General features: G+C 63.1%; 20 protein-coding genes and 1 pseudogene. 9 read left to right on the plus strand and 12 right to left on the minus strand.

Features of this window, described 5'->3' with window-relative positions; all coding sequences use genetic code 11:
* Positions 1 to 143 precede the first annotated feature (143 nt).
* Together AC0L3O_RS04540 and AC0L3O_RS04545 are read left to right on the plus strand one after the other, a co-directional pair.
* Positions 144 to 944: an IclR family transcriptional regulator gene (locus AC0L3O_RS04540; RefSeq protein WP_473614925.1), complete on the plus strand. Its 801-nt coding sequence runs from the start codon at positions 144 to 146 to the stop codon at positions 942 to 944.
* Between the two features lie 523 nt (positions 945 to 1,467).
* A complete protein-coding gene (locus tag AC0L3O_RS04545) occupies positions 1,468 to 2,232 on the plus strand; it encodes an SRPBCC family protein (RefSeq protein WP_473614926.1) in 765 nt (254 codons plus the stop codon).
* Positions 2,233 to 2,396: 164 nt separating this feature from the next.
* Here AC0L3O_RS04545 and AC0L3O_RS04550 read toward each other — a convergent pair whose 3' ends face one another.
* From AC0L3O_RS04550 to AC0L3O_RS04560, 3 genes are all read right to left on the minus strand, one after another.
* Complete coding sequence (locus AC0L3O_RS04550; protein ID WP_473478761.1) at positions 2,397 to 2,978, minus strand: DUF1349 domain-containing protein; 582 nt, start codon at positions 2,976 to 2,978, stop codon at positions 2,397 to 2,399.
* Positions 2,979 to 3,055: 77 nt separating this feature from the next.
* A complete protein-coding gene (locus tag AC0L3O_RS04555) occupies positions 3,056 to 4,573 on the minus strand; it encodes a S10 family peptidase (RefSeq protein ID WP_473614928.1) in 1,518 nt (505 codons plus the stop codon).
* A 100-nt stretch (positions 4,574 to 4,673) separates the two neighbouring features.
* Positions 4,674 to 5,834, minus strand: a complete 1,161-nt coding sequence (locus tag AC0L3O_RS04560; protein WP_473614929.1) for a lactonase family protein — start codon at positions 5,832 to 5,834, stop codon at positions 4,674 to 4,676.
* Between the two features lie 87 nt (positions 5,835 to 5,921).
* On the opposite strand from AC0L3O_RS04560, the pseudogene AC0L3O_RS04565 reads away from it, so the two are divergent.
* The 3 genes and pseudogenes from AC0L3O_RS04565 to AC0L3O_RS04575 form a co-directional block, all read left to right on the plus strand.
* Positions 5,922 to 6,060 (plus strand): annotated as a pseudogene (locus AC0L3O_RS04565) (amine oxidase); the annotation flags it as partial.
* Positions 6,061 to 6,063: 3 nt separating this feature from the next.
* Positions 6,064 to 7,224: a CaiB/BaiF CoA transferase family protein gene (locus tag AC0L3O_RS04570; protein ID WP_473478767.1), complete on the plus strand. Its 1,161-nt coding sequence runs from the start codon at positions 6,064 to 6,066 to the stop codon at positions 7,222 to 7,224.
* A gap of 20 nt (positions 7,225 to 7,244) precedes the next feature.
* Entirely contained in the window at positions 7,245 to 8,369 is a 1,125-nt protein-coding gene (locus tag AC0L3O_RS04575) for an extracellular solute-binding protein (RefSeq protein ID WP_287171753.1), read from the plus strand.
* 19 nt (positions 8,370 to 8,388) lie between these two features.
* Here the strand turns inward: AC0L3O_RS04575 and AC0L3O_RS04580 are convergent, their stop codons facing one another.
* Together AC0L3O_RS04580 and AC0L3O_RS04585 are read right to left on the minus strand one after the other, a co-directional pair.
* Positions 8,389 to 9,225: an amidohydrolase family protein gene (locus tag AC0L3O_RS04580; RefSeq protein ID WP_473614930.1), complete on the minus strand. Its 837-nt coding sequence runs from the start codon at positions 9,223 to 9,225 to the stop codon at positions 8,389 to 8,391.
* A gap of 30 nt (positions 9,226 to 9,255) precedes the next feature.
* A complete protein-coding gene (locus AC0L3O_RS04585; protein WP_287171699.1) occupies positions 9,256 to 10,059 on the minus strand; it encodes an IclR family transcriptional regulator in 804 nt (267 codons plus the stop codon).
* 149 nt (positions 10,060 to 10,208) lie between these two features.
* Between AC0L3O_RS04585 and AC0L3O_RS04590 the strand changes: the two genes are divergently transcribed.
* The 3 genes from AC0L3O_RS04590 to AC0L3O_RS04600 are packed head-to-tail and all read left to right on the plus strand — an operon-like array spanning position 10,209 to position 12,067.
* Positions 10,209 to 10,538, plus strand: coding sequence for an L-rhamnose mutarotase (locus tag AC0L3O_RS04590; protein WP_091597514.1), 330 nt, complete (start codon positions 10,209 to 10,211; stop codon positions 10,536 to 10,538).
* Positions 10,531 to 11,607 carry a Gfo/Idh/MocA family protein gene (locus tag AC0L3O_RS04595; RefSeq protein WP_473614932.1) on the plus strand — a complete coding sequence of 359 codons (1,077 nt, stop codon included), beginning with the start codon at positions 10,531 to 10,533 and terminating at the stop codon, positions 11,605 to 11,607. The genes AC0L3O_RS04590 and AC0L3O_RS04595 overlap by 8 nt, the downstream gene beginning before the upstream one ends.
* Position 11,608: 1 nt before the next feature.
* On the plus strand, positions 11,609 to 12,067 hold the full coding sequence (locus AC0L3O_RS04600; RefSeq protein ID WP_473614933.1) for a MaoC/PaaZ C-terminal domain-containing protein: 459 nt from the start codon (positions 11,609 to 11,611) through the stop codon (positions 12,065 to 12,067).
* A gap of 90 nt (positions 12,068 to 12,157) precedes the next feature.
* Here the strand turns inward: AC0L3O_RS04600 and AC0L3O_RS04605 are convergent, their stop codons facing one another.
* A complete protein-coding gene (locus AC0L3O_RS04605) occupies positions 12,158 to 12,826 on the minus strand; it encodes a Vgb family protein (RefSeq protein ID WP_473478775.1) in 669 nt (222 codons plus the stop codon).
* A gap of 41 nt (positions 12,827 to 12,867) precedes the next feature.
* Positions 12,868 to 14,088 carry a helix-turn-helix domain-containing protein gene (locus tag AC0L3O_RS04610; RefSeq protein ID WP_473614935.1) on the minus strand — a complete coding sequence of 407 codons (1,221 nt, stop codon included), beginning with the start codon at positions 14,086 to 14,088 and terminating at the stop codon, positions 12,868 to 12,870.
* 126 nt (positions 14,089 to 14,214) lie between these two features.
* Between AC0L3O_RS04610 and AC0L3O_RS04615 the strand changes: the two genes are divergently transcribed.
* A complete protein-coding gene (locus AC0L3O_RS04615) occupies positions 14,215 to 14,487 on the plus strand; it encodes a hypothetical protein (RefSeq protein WP_287232803.1) in 273 nt (90 codons plus the stop codon).
* A 28-nt stretch (positions 14,488 to 14,515) separates the two neighbouring features.
* On the opposite strand, the gene AC0L3O_RS04620 is transcribed toward AC0L3O_RS04615, so the two are convergent.
* From AC0L3O_RS04620 to ehuB, 5 genes are read right to left on the minus strand one after another with little or no spacing between them, the layout of a single operon-like run.
* On the minus strand, positions 14,516 to 15,247 hold the full coding sequence (locus tag AC0L3O_RS04620; RefSeq protein WP_023800466.1) for a GntR family transcriptional regulator: 732 nt from the start codon (positions 15,245 to 15,247) through the stop codon (positions 14,516 to 14,518).
* Positions 15,244 to 16,023 (minus strand): ectoine/hydroxyectoine ABC transporter ATP-binding protein EhuA, encoded by a 780-nt coding sequence (ehuA, locus tag AC0L3O_RS04625; RefSeq protein WP_023800465.1) that lies wholly within the window; start codon positions 16,021 to 16,023, stop codon positions 15,244 to 15,246. The genes AC0L3O_RS04620 and ehuA overlap by 4 nt, the downstream gene beginning before the upstream one ends.
* A complete protein-coding gene (gene ehuD / locus AC0L3O_RS04630; protein WP_023800464.1) occupies positions 16,020 to 16,679 on the minus strand; it encodes an ectoine/hydroxyectoine ABC transporter permease subunit EhuD in 660 nt (219 codons plus the stop codon). The genes ehuA and ehuD overlap by 4 nt, the downstream gene beginning before the upstream one ends.
* Positions 16,676 to 17,404 carry an ectoine/hydroxyectoine ABC transporter permease subunit EhuC gene (ehuC, locus tag AC0L3O_RS04635; RefSeq protein WP_473614936.1) on the minus strand — a complete coding sequence of 243 codons (729 nt, stop codon included), beginning with the start codon at positions 17,402 to 17,404 and terminating at the stop codon, positions 16,676 to 16,678. The genes ehuD and ehuC overlap by 4 nt, the downstream gene beginning before the upstream one ends.
* Positions 17,405 to 17,459: 55 nt before the next feature.
* On the minus strand, positions 17,460 to 18,329 hold the full coding sequence (gene ehuB, locus AC0L3O_RS04640) for an ectoine/hydroxyectoine ABC transporter substrate-binding protein EhuB (protein WP_023800462.1): 870 nt from the start codon (positions 18,327 to 18,329) through the stop codon (positions 17,460 to 17,462).
* Positions 18,330 to 18,475 lie beyond the last annotated feature (146 nt).

The following is an 18,475-nucleotide window of genomic DNA, read 5'->3' on the forward strand; positions in this document are numbered from 1 at the left end:
CTGTCTGCGCCAGGCTCATTATTGTCTGATATTTCAGACAATGTGTCTGTATATCGGACAAATGGGATGCTAGACTGAGCCTTGACATCTTTCAAGCGTCTTGAGACGAGAGCCGAATTGATTTTTTTGGGGATGCGGCCGACATGAGCGATGGCGCCACTGGTCTGATCGAAACGGAAGCCGGCGCCGGGCCGCGCAATGGCGAACGCCGCCGTGGCATCGACCGCGTGATCGTGCTGCTGGAAGCGCTTTTGCGGCACCGCGCGCCGATGCGCGTCGGCGACATCGCCAAGATGATCGGCGCACCGCGTTCGACCACCTACGAAATCGTCAACAGCCTGCTCGAAGCCGAAATGCTTGAAAACGTCGGGACGGAAGGCTACGTCTATTTCGGTCGGGCCATGCATCTGTTCGGCTGGGCCTATTCGCATCACAACGCCCACTATCGGCGCATCATAGAGACGCTGGACAGGATGGCCGCGGAGACAGGCGAGACCGTGCAGTTGTGCGGCCTGCGCGGGAACAAATACATCGTTCTCGATTGCCGTGATTCTTCCGGCCCTTTCCGGATTTCAAGCGATGTCGGGGTCGAGGTGCCGATCCCGTGGACGGCATCCGGGCGGCTCCTGCTCGGCCATATGAGCGAGCAAGAAGTGAAGGACTTCATCCCGCCTGGCGACTACAAGCTTCCCGACGGCCGCATCATTGCGCCGGCCGAATTCTTCAGCGATGTCGCTCTGGCCCGCCAGCAAGGTTTCAGCGAGACCACCGCCCTCGCCGACCGCTTCACGTGGTGCATGGCCGCGCCCATCCGCGATGGCCACGGCGCCGTCAGCAAGACTCTTTGCTTCGTATTGCCAGTCGACACACCGGAAGCGCGGCGCAGCGAATTGCTTGCCCTGCTGTGCGAACGCGCCCGCGGACTGTCGTTGGCGGGAAGCTAGGGTCAGGAATCGGCTCAGACGCCCTCGCCAAGGGAGCGCGCAAAAAATGGCCGGGCTCGAATACGGCCCGGCCAAAAAGAAGGTTTCAACCTTCAGAGGGGAACGCCGTTCAGCGGAATGGGAGGAAACCGTCGAACGGTGTTGCCTGTTTGCGCTTGTTTGGGCGGGTTGGCGACGAACAAAATTCCAAAAGCCGGCGGGATTACGAAATTCCCGTTCTGTTTGCTCTGACCTCTTCAGCCGGGTAACGCCGTTGTCTCAACCTCGTCTCACGGAGATCGGCGTAGTGCCGGCGCGCCACGTCGGGAAGCGAGCGCAGGCGACGCTTAGATCACACGACACGGCACGACGCGCCAAAGCTGCTTTCCAGCCATCCACGCCCGCGCCTTGACAAAATAATTTGTCAAGGCCAAAATGAGGTATGCTTGAGCTTTGGCGGGCGGTCGCATCGGCTTGACGCCAAACCTTGAAAGGAGTCCCCATGCCAATCAAGAAAGACGAAACCGGAAAGCGTTGGGTGGAGATGGAGTTCATCACGCCCGGCACACCCGAGCAGGTATGGCGGGCAATTGCTACGGGTCCCGGCAACACTGCCTGGTTCACAAAAACCACGATCGACGAGCATGTCGGCGGCAGGCTTCATTTCGACTTTGGTCCCAATGGCGCCTCCACCGGCCAAGTGACGATTTGGGAGCCGCCGTTCCGTTTCGGCTATGTCGAACGCGAGTGGAGCGAAGGCGCGCCGCCTGTTGCAACGGAAATCACTGTGACCAGCCGGTCGGGTGATCGTTGCGTTGTTCGCATGGTCCACTCGCTGTTTGCCTCGACCGACGACTGGGACGATCAGCTGGAAGGGTTCGAGAGCGGCTGGCCTGGCTTTTTCGAGGTGCTGCGGGTTTACCTGTCGCACTTCGCCGGTAAAAAGGCCGCCAGCTTCCTCGTCATGGCCAGCTCTGAGGCCGACCAGCTCTCGACTTGGCGGCGGCTCACCGAGGCGCTCGGTCTGGCCGGCGCAAATGTCGGCGAGGAACGGAATGGCCCGCAGCAGCCGGAGAGACTATCCGGCATAGTCGAACGCGTGCGGCAGGACGACAAGCAGCGTTTCCTCGTGCTGCGCCTGAATGCGCCTGCTCCCGGCATCGCCCTGATCGGAACCTATGCTGCCGACGGCAACACAAATGCCAGCATGGCCCTGTATCTTTACGGCGGCGACGCCGAGCAGCGCGCCGCCGACGGCGAGCCCAAGTGGCGGAACTGGTTTGGCGAAACCTTCAAGCACCCGGGCTGACGGGTGCTTCTGGAACCGCCGGCCAGAAGGTCGGCCGCCTGCGCAGGCGCTCAACCATGGCGCATTCCGATTTCAAGGTCGATCGATCGCTTCTTCGGCCGCGCATTTCGGCTGTCGGAACGATACTGCTGTGAAGCGGCGCCCCGATCCGCTGACAGGACGCGTCAGTCGTGGAGTTCCCTCGAGATCGCCGGGCCGACTGAAAAATCGCTGAATGTGACTTCGAAACCTTCACGTTGCGGCGAACAGCACATCATGCCGACATCGACTGTATTCGAGGGCGGGAAGTAGGCGAGCCGCACCGGCTTCCAGCGCTGGTCGGAGGCATCGAGATACTGAACACGGATTGTCTCGGCATGGCGGGTCAGCCGGATCCTGACGCCGTCCGGACCGGCCGGGATGCTGACCAACGACCAGTCGGAGGCATCATTGGTGACGACGACGGAAAAATAGGCGAGCCCGTCGGTGAACTCGATGCCGGCCTTGACCCAATGCGTCTCGCTCAGCCGGACCATCAGACCGGCCTGATCATAGAGCACCTTGTAGTCGCCCTTGATGGTGACCTCGGCGCTGAAATCGCCCTCGACCTGCCGGTAGAGGAAGTGGCCATTGTCACGCCAGAAGTCATAAAAAGTCTCGCGCCAGAAATCGGTCTCCTTGCCGGTTCGCACATGCACGGTGCTGTCGCCGAACGCATGATGCGGTGGCGGGTTGAGCCAAGTCAGTTCTGCAGGCTGAGATGTCATCGACTCGTTCGCCTCGCCGGTTCGTGTTGCGTCATCCGCCTCTCATGCGACGAGGCGGATTTGTCTCTTTTACGCGCTCATTTCGGCGCTTGGTAAAGCTCGGACGCGGCCTCTCTCAGCGCGCGCCGGCTCTCCGGCCTGAAATACATCATGTGGCCGCCTTCCAGCAGTTCGAGGCGGATAGGCTTTGCGCCGGGAAGCGAAGGAACCTGGCCGACAAGATAGCGTGACACCAGATAGGGCGTCACCAGGTCGGTGTAGCCGTTGACGATCAAAACACCGAGGCCGGGATTTAACGCGCGCGCCTGTTGAAGGTCATCCATCACGCCGGTATAGCCCTGACGCGTCGGGCTCGTCCCGTAATCCCAATTGCCGCTGATTTCACGGTTGAGAAGCCGATAGCTTAGATCGGTGCGGAATTTCAATTCCTCCCTGACATAGCTGACAAAGGCGGAAGTCAGCGCCGGCACGCTTCGGTCGAGCACCGGATCAGGACCGCTGGGCCTTGGACTTTCCGGGGCAACGTCTGCCGTTTCGATCGAGCCGTCATAGACGCTGAGAACATTGCCTCTTGCCCGCGCAAACTCCTTGGCGAAGAGCGCGGTGGGAATGCGCGCAAAGTTTCGTTTCACGAGTTCGAGCGGCAGACCGGTGATTTCGGCAACGCGCGGGCTCGCCAGACGCCCGCCCTGTTCGAGCCCGCTGGCAAGCGCGACGAGATAGTCGCCAAGCGCATAGCGTTCGACATCGGCCAACCGCTCCTGCAGTTCGGAACCGGTGACGCTTTGGCTGCGCAGGCGCACCGCCGCCAGCGACGGCAGCTCAAGCGCCCAGTGAAGCGGCTGGAACTCGTCGGGCCGCACGAGCGTGAATTCGAGCGCCGGCGAGATGAGCACGATGCCGCGAGGGCTGATGCCGATATCATCCTGGAGCGTCTTGGCAAGCAGTGCCGCCCGAAACCCGCCATAGCTTTCGCCGGCAAGAAACACCGGCGACGCCGTGCGGCCCGCTTGGGCCAGATAGAGCCGGATGAATGCGCCCATCGCGGCGGCGTCCTGGTTGACGCCCCAGAAGCTGCGTGCCTCGGTGCCGGGTGCTTCGCGGCTGTAACCGGTTCCGACGGGATCGACAAAGACCAGGTCGGTCATGTCGAGCCAGGTGCTCGAGTTGTCCAAAAGCCGCTGCGGCGGTGGGAGAAAACTTCCATCGGCCGCTGTCGCCATCACGCGTGGACCGAGCGCGCCAAGATGCAGATAGGCGGAAGCCGCTCCGGGACCACCGTTGAATACGAAAGTGATCGGGCGGCGGGGATCAGGTTCCCGGCTTGGCTCGGGACGCAGCGTGTAGGCGACATGAAAGATTTCCGCGGTGACGTCGCCCTTGCCGGATAGCATCGACAGCGTGCCGGCCCTTGCCTGATAGTTGAGCGTGCGTCCCGCGATCACGATCGAATGATCTGAGACCTGGGGCGGCGGGAGCAGCGACAGAACGCCGCCCGAAGGCGACGCCCGCTCGGCCACTTGCGCGTGGCCGTTTGGAAGGCCGCCAACCAGCAGCAGCATAGCAAGGGTGATTTCTAGGAGCTTGGTACTCATGGCGACTCCGCAGCGGAACGACTGCAAGCTATCACGCTGATGGCTCAGCCGAAATCACAGGACTGTGCACGCTCTCGCTGCTGGAAGGAGACCAAGGCTTTCAACGCACGATCTTCACGCACATCGGCGTGCCGATATCGATAAACCGCCCGGTGTCGGCCAGCCGACCCGTGGCCGCATCGCGTGCAAGAATCGAGATGCGGTCGGCGTTCTGGTTGGCCGAGAAGAGATGGCGACCTGAGGGCGTCAGTGCCAGATTGCGCGGCGTAGCGCCCCCGCACGGCGCATGGTCGACCAGCGCAAGCGTGCCCGTCTGCTGGTCGACGGAAAACACCACGACACTGTCATGGCCGCGGTTGGAGCCATGGAGGAAGCGGCCGTCGGGCGATATCTGGATGTCGGCGCAATGATTGCCGTCGCGCGCCGCGGCCGGCACGGCCGGCTTCGTGTCGATCTCGGTGAGCCTGCCCGACGCTCCGTCCAGCGCAAGCGAGACGACCGTCGAATCCAGTTCGTTCATGACGAACACGAAGCGCCCGCCCGGATGCAGCGCCACGTGACGTGGCCCGGCGCCGGGCGCAAGCGCCGACTCCGCCAGTCTGGTCAGGCCGCCGTCGGGCCCGATGCGGTACGCGACAAGCCGATCGATGCCGAGATCGGCGACCATCGTCACGCCACCGGCAATCGTCTCGGTGACGCTGTGGGCATGGGGACGTTCCTGACGAGCTGCGTCGGGACCAGTTCCGCTATGGGCGACGCTTGACAACGGCGCGGTCAAGCCGCCATCGTCGCGCAGTCCGTAGAGGACGAGCGAGCGATCGGGACCGCCTTCGCCCATGCCGTAATTGGCGACCAGGAGCTTCGTCCCGTCGCGCGTGACGGTGTTGTGCGCCGTGATGCTGCCAAGCGTCGGCTGCTTGTTGATGTAGGAGAGCGCGGCGGTTTGCCTGTCGAAGCGGTAGGCCGAGACCACGCCTTCGCGCCAGGTGAACACTTCGGAGTTGGCATAGACATGGGACCCGTCCGGCGTCACCGACAGGAAGGTCGGATTGTCGACGTCACCCGTCTCGGCCAGTTTCCTCGTCTCCAGCGTCTCCTCGTCGAAACTGTAGACCCGAGTCCAACGCCGCGCGCGCCCTGAAAATAAGGCGCCCCGCGGTTGAGGCTGCCGACGAAGACCAGACAGGCGTCGTTCATCAAATCCTCCCCTGTTCCGCCGGCATCCAGCCGCAGCGGATCGCGGCAAATTTCGCCTGTTCACGCTTGAAACACAATCCCATATGTGAAAATACTATTCACTAGAGAAGATCGACGCGGACCGATCGTGCAATCCAATCTCGACACAAAACCCCAATACAAGGAGATGGGCTGATCCGCGCCAGCTATGAAGTCTTCAAGGGTGAAGGAGAGCTCGTGCTTTATTGCCAGCTCCTGCAACGGTGAAGTGCCGGAATCCGGCCGATTTCGCCGGCAAGACGGAGACATAGGCGATGGCTGCCATTGCCGAATTGCCGCTGACCGGGCTCGTCGTCGTCGACATGAGCCAGTTCCTGTCTGGGCCCTACTGCTCGCTGCGGCTGCTCGACCTTGGCGCCCGCGTCATCAAGATCGAGCGCCCCGATGGCGGTGACCTGTCGCGCCGGCTCTATCTCAGCGACACGGAGATCGGCGGCGATTCCACCATCTTCCACGCCATCAACCGGGCCAAGGAAAGCTTTGCCATCGACCTCAAGGAAGAGGCCGATCTGGCGGCGCTGCGCAGCCTGCTGGCCAAGGCCGACGTGCTGATCCAGAATTTCCGGCCCGGCGTCATCGAGCGCCTTGGCCTTGACTACGAGGCGGTGCGCAAGATCAATCCACGCCTGGTCTATGCCTCGATCAGCGGCTATGGCGAGGAGGGCCCCTGGGTCAAGCGTCCCGGGCAGGATCTGCTGGCGCAGGCGCGTTCCGGCGTGATGTGGCTGAACGGCGACGAGGACCAGGGACCGGTGCCGTTCGGCCTGGCGATCGCCGACATGCTGGCGGGCGCCGCCGCCGCGCAAGGCATCCTTGCCGCACTGGTGCGGCGCGGCGTGACCGGCACCGGCAGCCATGTCGAGACCAGCCTGCTCGAAGCGCTGGTCGATTTTCAGTTCGAGGTGCTGACCACGCATCTCAACGACGGACGCCGCGTGCCGCGACGATCGGCCTTCCGCAGCGCCCATGCCTATCTGTCAGCGCCTTACGGCGTCTATCCGGCCAAGGACGGATATCTGGCGATCGCGATGACGCCGATCCCGAAGCTGGCCGACCTTTTGGAACTCGAACAGCTTGCGCCCTTTCGCGATCAGCCGTCGACCTGGTTCACCGCCCGCGACGAGATCAAGGCGATCATTGCGCAAAAAATCGCGACGAAAGCCGTCGACGAATGGCTTGCCATCCTCGAGCCCGCCGACATCTGGTGCGCCAAGGTGCTGACCTGGCCGGAAATGATGGCCAGCGAAGGTTTTCAGGTGCTCGACATGCTGCAGACAGTGACGCGCGAGGACGACGTCTCGATCCTCACCACGCGTTCGCCGCTGCGGGTCGATGGCGTCCGCGCCAAGGTCGAGCGGGCGGCGCCGCGCATCGGCGAGCACAGCGCAAAGATCCGCGAAGAATTCGGGCTGTGAGCGACGTGACGCTCAAAGGCATGACCTGGAGCCATCCGCGCGGCTACGACCCGATGGTCGCCTGTTCGGGACTGTGGAAGCAGCAGACCGGCGTCACCATCGAATGGGACAAGCGCTCGCTGCAGGATTTCGAATCGTTTCCGGTCGAGGACCTGGCCCGTGCCTACGATTTGATCGTCATCGATCATCCGCATGTCGGCCAGATCACCGCCGAGACTTGTCTGGCGCCGCTCGACGTTGTGGGGCGTGAAGAGGAACGCGCGGCACTGGCGGCAGGCAGCGTCGGCCAGTCCTATCCTAGCTACAACTGGCAAGGCCGGCAGTGGGCGTTTCCGATCGACACGGCCAGCCAGGTGCAGGCGTGGCGGCCGGACATGCTTTCCGCCGCGCCGGCGAACTGGTCCGAGGTGCTCGACCTGGCGCGGCAAGGCCGCGTGTTGCTACCGCTCAGGCCGCCGCATTCGCTGATGGTGTTCTACACGCTTGCCGGCAATCTCGGCAGGCCCGCCGTCGAAGAGCCTGGCGACCACATAAACCCTGACATCGGCGGCCGCGTTTTCGAGATGATGCGCGAGATCGCGGCTCTCGTCGATCCGACCTGCCTTGGCATGGACCCGATCGGCGTCCTGGAGGAGATGGCCAGTTCCGGCACGCGGATCGCCTGCGCGCCGCTGATCTATGGCTACGTTTCCTATTCCATCGCCGGATTCCGCAGCAGCCGCCTTGCCTTCGCCGACATTCCGCCTGCCGGCGACGCCGGTGTAGTCGGGTCGGCGCTCGGCGGAACCGGCATTGCCGTGTCGGCCTTTTCGAAGGCCACGCAAGAGGCCATCGACTTTGCCTACTGGATCGCCAGCGCCGAGGTGCAGCGCGGCCCCTATGCGTCGGCCGGCGGCCAGCCCGGCCATGCCGCAGCCTGGGACGATGCCGCCGTCAACGCAGCCGCCGGCAATTTCTACAAGGACACCCGCGCCACGCTCGAGAGGGCCTGGGTCAGGCCACGCCACGATGGCTACATGGCCTTCCAGCAGGCGGCCTCCGATCGCATCAATCTCGGCCTGACCGAAAGGCACGATGCCGGCCGCGTCGTCGCCGATCTCAATCGCCTGTTTGTGAAGAGTCTCCGGCACCCGGCGCTGAGATGAGGCAGAGTTCGCTAACTTCTCACAAATTCCAAAGCCGCTTCGCATTGGCGGAGAGCAGCTTTTGCCGTTCATCGATGCTTGCTCCGCCGAGCAGCGCATGCGTCGCCGCAATCCAGGTCGCAAGCCCGCCGCCAAGCGTGCAGACCGGCCAGTCGCTGCCCCACACGACCCGGTCCCAGCCAAAGCATTGGATGGTGTGCTCGACATAGGAACGCAACGTTTCGACAGTCCAGGATCCAGCGTCGGCATAGGCGACCACACCGGAAATTTTGCCGACGCCGTTCGGGCGCCGCGCGATCTCCGCCATATGCTCGCGCCAGGGATGCTCACTGCTGCCCTTGATGTCGGGCACGCCGCAATGGTCGAGCACGAACTGCACGTCCGGCGCGAGATCGGCAAGCGCAATCGCCTTGCGGATCTGATGCGGCAGGACGACGAGGTCGAAGGTCAGTTTGGTGCCGGCAAGCCGCTTGATGTTTTCGCGAAACACCGCGCCTTCCGAAAGCTCGTCCGGCACGACGTGGAGCACACGGCGAAAACCCTTGACGAAAGGATCGGCGCGCTGGCGCTCGAGATAGGCGGCAAAGCCCGGCTCTTCGGGACGGCAGGAGGCGATCGCCCCGCGCAACAAACTGTCCTTCTGTTGCGACAGCGCCTTTACGCAACTGGTCTCAGCCTCAATGTCGGCCGGATCGACATCGACTTCCATATGCAACGCGCCCTCTATGCCGGCGCGGCGAGCCTGGACTGCATATTCGTCGTAGGAGAAATCGCGGTTCAGCGCCGGCACGCCGGAGAGCCAGGGATAGCGCAGCGCCGACTGGTCGATCAGGTGTAGATGGGTATCGAAGATCATGACGGCGCGCTCATCTCACGCAGGAATTGTTCATTCAGATAAGAATGACTTCGCCTGCGTGGCCGATGCTCCAGCCAGCTGCGACAGCTTTTCGGTCGCTGCCAGCAACAGTTCTATGGTCCTCGTAATGTCGGGCGCCTTGGGTGCGTTGATCAGAGTTATGTAGGGGATCGACAGCGCGGCGATCGCCCTACCGTCCGAGCCAAGCACGGGTGCCGACAGGTTGAATACACCGGCGGTCTGCATCGATGCCATCATTTCATAGCCGCGTTGCCGGATCTGGTCGAGACGAGCGAAGAAGTCCGGCGATTGAGGCGGCTTGTGGGTGCTGCGCAGATGTTCGGAGATCATCATCCGCCGCTCTTCCGACGAGCGGAACGCCAGCAGCACATGTCCGGAGCCGGTGTCGAACAGGCTGACATGCGCGCCGACGCGTATCGAGATGCCCCAATAGTCCGGCGCCTCCTGCTGGGCGATCACCACCGCAGAACCGCGGTCGAAGACGACAAGCTGGCTTGACTGCTGCGAGGCCTCGGCAAGCTCACGCATCAGCGGCGTCGCATAGGAAACCAGCCGCCGCACCGGCGCGTGCAGTTGCGCCAGGCCAAACAGCTTGAGCGTCAGCGAGTAACGGTCGCCATCCAGCCGCGTGACGTAGCCGCGCCGCACCAGCCGGTCCAGCATGCGGTAGAACTCGTTGGGGCTGCGGTCGAGCTTTTTGGCGATTTCCGCCTGGGTCAGGCCGCCATCGACGCCGGCCAGAAGCTCAAGGATGTCGAGACCCTTGTCGAGCGCCGGCGCGCGATAGCGGTCATCGTCCTCGTCCTCCGCCATAGTCACTCCCCGTGGTCAGCATCCGAAGGACCATCGGCTTGGTGATTGTGTAAATTATTTGTTTGTATGTAAATAGTGGGCAGATCACCGCCGGTGCAACGCAACGCATCGCGGCATTCATAACGACGATAGTGAAACAGGAGCCGGATATGCAGCGGATGGCAATGGTGCTCGGCCTCAAGCCGGAAAAGGTCACCGAATATGTGCGGCTTCACGCAGCCGTCTGGCCTGAAGTGCTGGCGATGATTTCCGCCTGCAACATCAGGAACTATTCGATCTATCTCAAGGAGCCGGAGCACCTCTTGTTCAGCACTTTCGAGTACCACGGCACCGACTATGCCGCCGACATGGCGAAGATGGCCGCCGATCCCAAGACGCAGGAATGGTGGGCGCTGTGCATGCCTTGCCAGGAGCCGCTGCCGACCCGCAAGGAGGGCGAATGGTGGGCATCGATGGATGAAGTCTTCCATCATGACTGATGGCGTTTTCGACCCAGCCTCGCTCTCCCAGTCCTGGGCGAAGCCATCGAAGCCGCGGCCGATCGTGATTTTCGGCGCCGGCTCGATCGTCGGCGACGCGCATTTCCCGGCCTATGGGAAAGCCGGCTTTCCGGTCGCCGGGCTTTTCGATCCAGACCACGCCAAGGCGGAAAAACTCGCGGCCAACTGGGGCGTCACCGCTTACCGGTCGATCGAGGAGGCTACTTCAATCGACGGCGTCATCTTCGACCTGGCGACGCCGCCGGCTCATCATGCCGGCGTGCTCAGGGCGTTGCCCGACGGCGCCGTAGCGCTGATCCAGAAGCCGATGGGCAGCGACCTCAGCGAGGCGAGCGAGATCCTCGAAACCTGCCGCGCCAAAAACCTGAAAGCGGCTGTGAATTTCCAGCTTCGCTTCGCACCGATGATGCTGGCTCTCAGGGATGCGATCGCCAGGGGCTGGCTGGGCGACGTCGTCGACTTCGACGCCTGGCTGGCGCTGGCGACACCCTGGCAGCTGTGGGAATTCCTGCTGAAGGCGCCGCGCGTCGAGATCGCCATGCACTCGATCCATTATCTCGACCTGATCCGGCAATTGCTCGGCGATCCCAGGGGGATTCACGCCAAGACGCTCGGTCATCCCGACCATGAGGTCGCGCAAACCCGCACCAGCGCGATCCTCGACTATGGCGACACAGTGCGCTGTGCGCTGTCGATCAATCATGATCATAAATTTGGCCGAAAACACCAGGCCTGCGAGTTCCGCATCTGCGGAACCGAGGGCGCCGCCTGTCTCAAGCTCGGGCTCAACCTCGACTATCCGCGCGGCGAGCCCGATATCCTTGAAATCTATCCGAAGGGCGGCTCAGACTGGGTCACGGTGCCGCTCGTCGGCGAATGGTTTCCGGACGCCTTTGTCGGCCGCATGGCCAATGTCCAACGCCACGCATCAGGCGAAGACGCCGAGCTTGTCAGTTCCGTCGAGGACGCCTGGAGCACAATGGCGCTGGTCGAAGCTGCCTACCAATCGAGCGCGGCGCCGGCAACACCGATCGCGGCGAGGCCCTGACATGGAGCAGACTGTCTATTTCGAGGATTACCAGATCGGCTCGTCGCGTATGACCATCGGGCGCACCATCACCGAGACCGACTTCGTCGTGCATGCCGGCCATACCGGCGATTTCTTCCCTCACCACATGGACGCCGAGTTCATGAAGACGACGCCGTTCGGCCAGCGCATCGCCCATGGCACGCTGGTCTTCTCGGTCGGCGTCGGACTGACGGCAAGCGTCATCAACCCTGTCGCGTTCTCCTATGGCTATGACAGGTTGCGCTTCATCAAGCCGGTGTTCATCGGCGATACGATCAAGACCCGCACCACCATCTCGGCCAAGCAAGACGACCCAAAGCGGCCGGAGTCGGGTCGCGTCATCGAGCGCTGCGAGGTGATCAACCAGCATGGCGATGTGGTCCTGGTTGCCGACCACATCTACATCGTCGAGCGCCGCGACAAGCCCAACAGCGCTTAAGGGCTCCAGCGATCCGGTCCGCCGCATTGATGACCGCTCCCGGCGGACGGTTCGTCAAAGCGGAAAGCGCGCCCGCGAGGGCCGCTTCGGTTACTTGCTCGTCGGGTCGACCGGGGTTTTGGAGCCTCGCCTGGGTCGGCGGATGGCTCTCACCTTGCGGCTGTTTCCACCGCCGCAGAAGAACTGATCGCCACCATCGGACTCGAGCCCCGACACGCCTGTTCCAGGCGGCATATCAAGCTTCTCCAGGACCTTTCCGGTTTCAGGATCTATCCGCCTGACGTCGCTCTCGTCACCTTCCCAGGTGCCGTGCCAGAGTTCGCCGTCGATCCAGGTGACCCCTGTGACGATACGGTTGGAATCGATTGTGCGAAGAACTGCCCCTGTCTGGGGGTCGATCTGATGGATTTTGCGACCGCGATTCTGCCCCACCCAAAGTGAGCCTTCGGCCCAGGCGAGTCCGGAGTCGCCGCCGCCACCTGGCGCCGGAATCGTGGCGAGTACGCGGCCAGTGTTGGGATCGATCTTCTGAATGCGATCTTCGGCGATCTGGAACAGGTGCTGGCCGTCGAAGGCCGTTCCTGCGTGCGCGGCGACATCGATCGCGCGCACCACCTTGCCGCTCGCAGGATCCAGGGCGTTCAGTCTGTCTCCTGACGCAAACCAGACGTGCTGACCGTCGAACGTAACCCCAGCCACCTGGTCGACACCCGGAAAGGGTCCATATTCGCGGAGGACTTCGGCTGCAGATCGTTTCATGCTTCTCCTCCAGGCTCAGATCTGTTGACTTGTCCACGACACTAGTAACCCGACAGTGAGCCGGGGAGTAACAAGATTGTCGGGAATCCCGGCACCGGCGGGGTCATCCAGCGGCGCGCTCGCCCGCGGCCGAACGACTGCACCTTGCCTGCTGCCGCAAGCTGCTCGAGCGAGCGCTGCACGGTGCGCGAGCTGGCTCCGAGCGCAATTGCGAGCGCCGAGCTCGACCACGACTCGCCGTCGACGAGGAAGGCGAGCACCGCTGCATGCGGCTCGTCGGCGGGCGGCGCCAGCACCACGACATCGCGTGGGCGGCGCGGCTTAAGCGCAAAGCCTCGCTTGGTCGCGCTCACATCCGCCAGTGACCGCAACTCCACCCGAAGCCGACCGACTTCGACCCGCAACCGGGCGCGATGCGATTCATCGGCGTGCTTGCCGCCGAAGGCGCGTGCGACGAGCGTGCTCCGCGGCACGTCTGCGGGCCAGGCTTCGCCCAGCGTGCGCGCAAGCGCGAACAGGACCGGGCGCGTCGCGAGCGAGACGATCATGCCGGCGTCCCGCATGACATTGCGGCAGGCGTCGACGACGAGCGCCCCCGACGCCAGCAGCGCTTCGACCTCCTCGAGCAGGAGCGGGCGCTCCACACCGCGCGCGATCAGCCGCGCCGCGGGCGTGTTCATCACCAGGGATGCGCCTTCAACCTCGGCCGTCAGCGCTGGAATGTCCGCCTGGCCCGCCGCGTGCGCGGCCCGCCCGAGCGCAGCGCGCGCCGCCTTGGTGCGGAGGCGGCGTATCGCGATCCCCGCAATCACCAGCTCGTGGGCGGCCCTCGACGCGGGTGGGAGCGTTGTCGGGTCGAAGCCAGCCAGCCTGCCCTCCGCCTCATCGAGGCGTCCGATCAGGAGCAGGCGCCGCGCTTCGAGATTGCGCGCATGCGCGGCATTGACGTGGTCGCCGTGTTTTTCAAGCGTCGACCGCGCGGCGTCGAGTGCCTTCGCCGGCCAGCCGAGGTCGCGCGAAACGAGCGCGATCTCGGCTTCGGCGACGACGCACCTCGCGCGTGCCACCGCCTCTCTCGGACCGAAGGCGCGCGCAGCACTTTTGAGAAGAGCCTTTGCTCGGACGAGATCGCCGAGCTGCGCCATCGCGATGCCGCGCAGCGCAAGCGCAGGCGCATCCTCACGCAGGGCGACCCGCTTCAAAGCGCCAAGAGGATCACCCGTCGCAAGGGCGCGCGCCGCAGCGGTGATCAGCGAGTCCATCGGAATCCCGTCACACTTGTCACTCTCACCTTTCGATGTCCGGTCCTAATCTATCTCAGCACCAACAACCAGCGTGCCGTGTCGAAAAGGTATGACGTCTCGATGACACTCCACCCCGACCAGAAAATGCCGCCCGAAGGCAGCGGATCTGCCGATTTCCCAAGCGACGAAGTCGCCGCCCGTGGCGCGGCCGACTGGCTATCGCTGGCGGCCGCGCCCACCTTCGCAATCATGGCGCTGCTGACGGCCGTTACCGGTGATGCCGACATGATCTGCGCGGCGCAAGATGCGTCGCCGCTGAACGAAATGGCGATGATGTACCTGCTGATGAGCGCCTTCCATTTTGCACCCTGGCTGAAGCTGGTCGCCGGCCGACGAAGCGGTGCCCACCGGTCGTGACCCGGGCGTGCGCCAGGTCAAACGTGAATTACAGAGTTCCGCCGGATAGGTTGACCTCGCCTGCATGACGCATCATGCGGCGAAAGCTCATCGAGATATGGGCTCGCCTGATGTGCCCGATCGACTCCCAGTCGCCGATCTCGGCGGCGGCAAGCACCTCTTCCATTTCGCGGCGGAACGCAGTGAACTCCTCGACCAGGCCCAACTGCGGCATCATCTTCAGGACGACGCGCGCGACCTGAAAATACAGGCGCTCGCTGATCTCGCGCAGCGGCTGGTTGCCGGTCATCGCGGTGAGCTCGTAGAAAAAATCCATGTTGAGGCGCAGGAAAGCGCGCTGGTCGGGATTGAGCACATCGGAATCGCAGCGCGCGATGAGTGCCCTTATCCGGTCGAGGTCGTCCGCCGTGCGCGGGATCGGCGAAAGCTTGCCGACGAGGAGCGCCAGCTCCAGGCGCAAGTGATAGACCTGCTGCAATTCCTCGATGTCGACGTCGGTGACGATCGTGCCGACGCCATGGACGGATTGAACCAGACCCTCGGATTCGAGGCGCGCCAGGACACGGCGAACCGGCGTGCGGCTGATCTGGAATTCCTGGGCAAGCTCTTCCTCGGAGAGATGGCTGCCGGGCGCATAGTCGAGCAGGCAGATGCGGTCGCGCAATATCCGGTAGATACGCTCGAACCGCTCCCGCGCCGAGAGCGGGCGCGGCGGTGCGGCGGTCGCGGCCAGGGGCGCGGCATCCGTCTCAAGCGTCATCCAGCCTCCAGGACAGCGTGCAGGAACTGCCGCGTCCGCTCGTTCTTGGGGGCGCCGAACAACTCGCCTGGCGGCCCCTGCTCGCAGATCTTGCCGGCATGGAAAAAGCAGACGCGATCGGAGAATTCCTTGGCAAATCCCATCTGGTGGGTGACCATCAACATGGTGAGGTCATGTTCCCTGCCGAGTTTTCGGATGACTTCAAGCACTTCGCCGACGAGTTCGGGATCGAGTGCCGAGGTCACCTCGTCGAACAGCATGATCTTGGGCCGCATGGCGCAAGCGCGGGCGATGGCGACACGCTGCTGCTGGCCGCCGGAAAGCTGCGAGGGATAGTGGTCCTTCTTCTCCGACAGGCCGACCATGTCGAGCAGCTCGGCCGCACGCGCCTCGGCATCGGCCCGCTTCATGCCGAGCACGGTTATCGGGGCCTCGATGCAGTTCTGCATCGCCGTCATGTGCGGGAACAGGTTGAACGACTGGAACACCATGCCGATCTTGGCGCGGATCTTGCGGATGTGCGCGAGATCGGCGGGAACAAGCTTGCCGTTCCTCTCCATGTGGGTGAGCGGCTCGCCTTCGACCCAGATGACGCCGTCATTGATCGTCTCCAGCGTCATCAGCATGCGCAGCACCGTGGTCTTGCCGGAGCCGGACGGCCCGATGATGGAGACCTTCTCGCCGCGTGCTATGTCCAGATTGAGCCCGTCGAGAACGGTCAGCGCGCCGTAGCGTTTCGAAACATTGTCGAAGCGGACCATCGGTTGTTCCGTCATCGCATGGTCCTCCGGTTGAGCAAGCCTTCGAGGGAGCGAATGAGCGCAGCAGAAACCAGGCTCATGGCAAGGAAGAAAAGGCCGACCAGCGTCATCGGCTCAGTGTAGCGGAAGGTTTCGGAGCCGATGATCTTGGCGGTCTGCATCAGCTCCAGCACGGCGATTGCGGAAAGCAATGGCGTCTCCTTGAACAAGGCAACCAGATAGTTGCCGAGCGCCGGAACGATCGGCGGGATCGCCTGCGGAATGATGATGTCGCGGAACGTCGTCCAGGCTGACAGATTGAGTGCGACCGAGGCTTCCCACTGGCCGCGATGGATGTTGTCGAAACCGGCGCGATAGACCTCCGAACAATAGGCAGCGTAGTGGATACCGATGGCAAGCACCCCGGCGGTGAAGGCGTCGAGCACGACACCGAATTTCGGAAAGACGAAATAGAGAAAGAATATCTGGATCAGCAAGGGGGTCGACCGGATCAGTTCGACCAGCACCGAAATCGTCCAGCCGGTCCACGGCACGGCGATGCGGACCACCGCCAGCACCAGGCCAAGCGAGGCGGCAAGCGCAAACCCGATCAGCGTCGCCTCGATGGAAACGATGGCAGCGCTGGCGAGCACCGGCAGGATTTCAAAAGCAAATGCCCAGTCCCAGATCATGCTGCCTTCCCCCGCGCCAATCCGAGCGAAGCCCGCCTTTCGAGAAGCCGCATGCCGATGGTCACGACCAGCGACATTGCCAGGTACATCAGCAGGACGAGGGTGAAGATCGGAATGGTCTTGAACGTGTTCTGGTTCATTTGCTGCGCCTTGAAGGCGAGGTCCGAGAGCGTGATCAGCGAGACCAGCGCTGTCGATTTCAAAAGCTCGATGAACAGATTGCCCCAAGGCGGGATCATGGCGACGAAAGCCTGCGGCAGGATGATCCGGCGCAGCATCTGGGGGCGGCTCATGTTCAATGCGGTAGACGCCTCCCACTGTCCGCGGGCGACGGACTGGATCGCGCCGCGCACGACTTCCGATCCGTAAGCACCAACGTTCAGGCCGAGCGCCAGGACAGCAACCAGAAATGCGTTGAGCGTGACACCGAATTGCGGCAGCACGAAAAAAAGCCAAAACAATTGCACCAGCGCCGAGGTGCCGCGGAAGATCTCGACATAGACCGTGGCCAGCCATTTGAGCGGCGCCGGGCCATACATTCTTGCCAGCGCCGCCAGCACGCCCATGACGATTGCCAGCAGGCTGGCGAGGATAGCGATCTCGATCGTCAGGACCGCGCCTTGCAGCAGCCCCGGCATAAACACTTTGTAAGATTCCTGCGTTGCCAAGGCACCGATCACGACAAGCGCGACGACCAGCATGGCAACGAGCGTACGGATTCCCATGCGGATTCCCCCAGGAAAAAGGGGCGGCGCTTTCGCGCCGCCAGCAGTTGGGAACCTATTTGCCCGCGCAAAGCTCCGCGGTGGTCTTGTTGGGCAGGTAGTCCTTGCCGAAGCCGAGCGGCTCGACCAGCGCAATGTGCTCCGGCGAACCGAGGAACGTCTTCAGCTCGGCGTTGAACGCCTCCTGCAGGTCGGTATCTTCCTTGCGGAAGCCGAAGCCGCCATGGCCTTTCACCGACTTGCCGGCAACCTCGCCGAACGGCTTGGTCGATTCGACGCCGTCGGCCTTCTTGGCCATGTCGGCGATCGAAAGAGCGGTTAGCGCGGCAGCGTCGGCACGGCCCGACTGGACGGCGGCGACCAGACTGGACTGGTCGGGCAAGGCAACGATCTGCCCGGCGGCGACACCAGCGTCCTTGGCATAGCCGCCCTCGACGGCGCCGGCCATCACGGCGAGCTTGAGATCCGGGTTTTCCTTGATGCTGGAAAAGTCCTTCACGCCCTTCGGATTGCCTTTTGCCACCAGCATGGCCTGACCGATGCCGTAGGACGGCTCGGAGAAATTGATCTCGGCGCAGCGCTTCGGATTGATGAACATGCCGGCGGCGATGATATCGAAGCGGCCGGCCTTGAGACCTGGGATAAGCGAGCCGAACTCGGTCAGCACGCCGTCAACCTGCGCGATACCCATCTTGGCGAGTACCGCCTTGGCAACTTCCGGCGCTTCGCCGGTCAGCTTGCCGTCAGGCGTGGCGTAACCGAACGGCGCCTCGTTGGCAAAGCCGACGCGGATATAGCCGTCCTTCTTGGCCTGTTCGAGGGTGGTTTCCGCATAAGCGGGCAGCGCCGTGAATGATGTCGCGGCAAGCGCGAGGCAGGCGGCGGCTTTCACGACCATCCGGCGCGATATCGATGATTTGAACATGCTTTTCTCCCATTGAACAACTGACTGATATTCCCGGGCGCGGCCTTCTTCGAGGTCGACACCTGCCTGTCAAGACGTATACAACTGCCCTAGACATTGTGCAAGCTAAGATATAAAAGCTCCAGAAATCTGGTAATAATTCGTGA

The sequence above is a fragment of the Mesorhizobium sp. WSM4810 genome, from assembly GCF_055811235.1.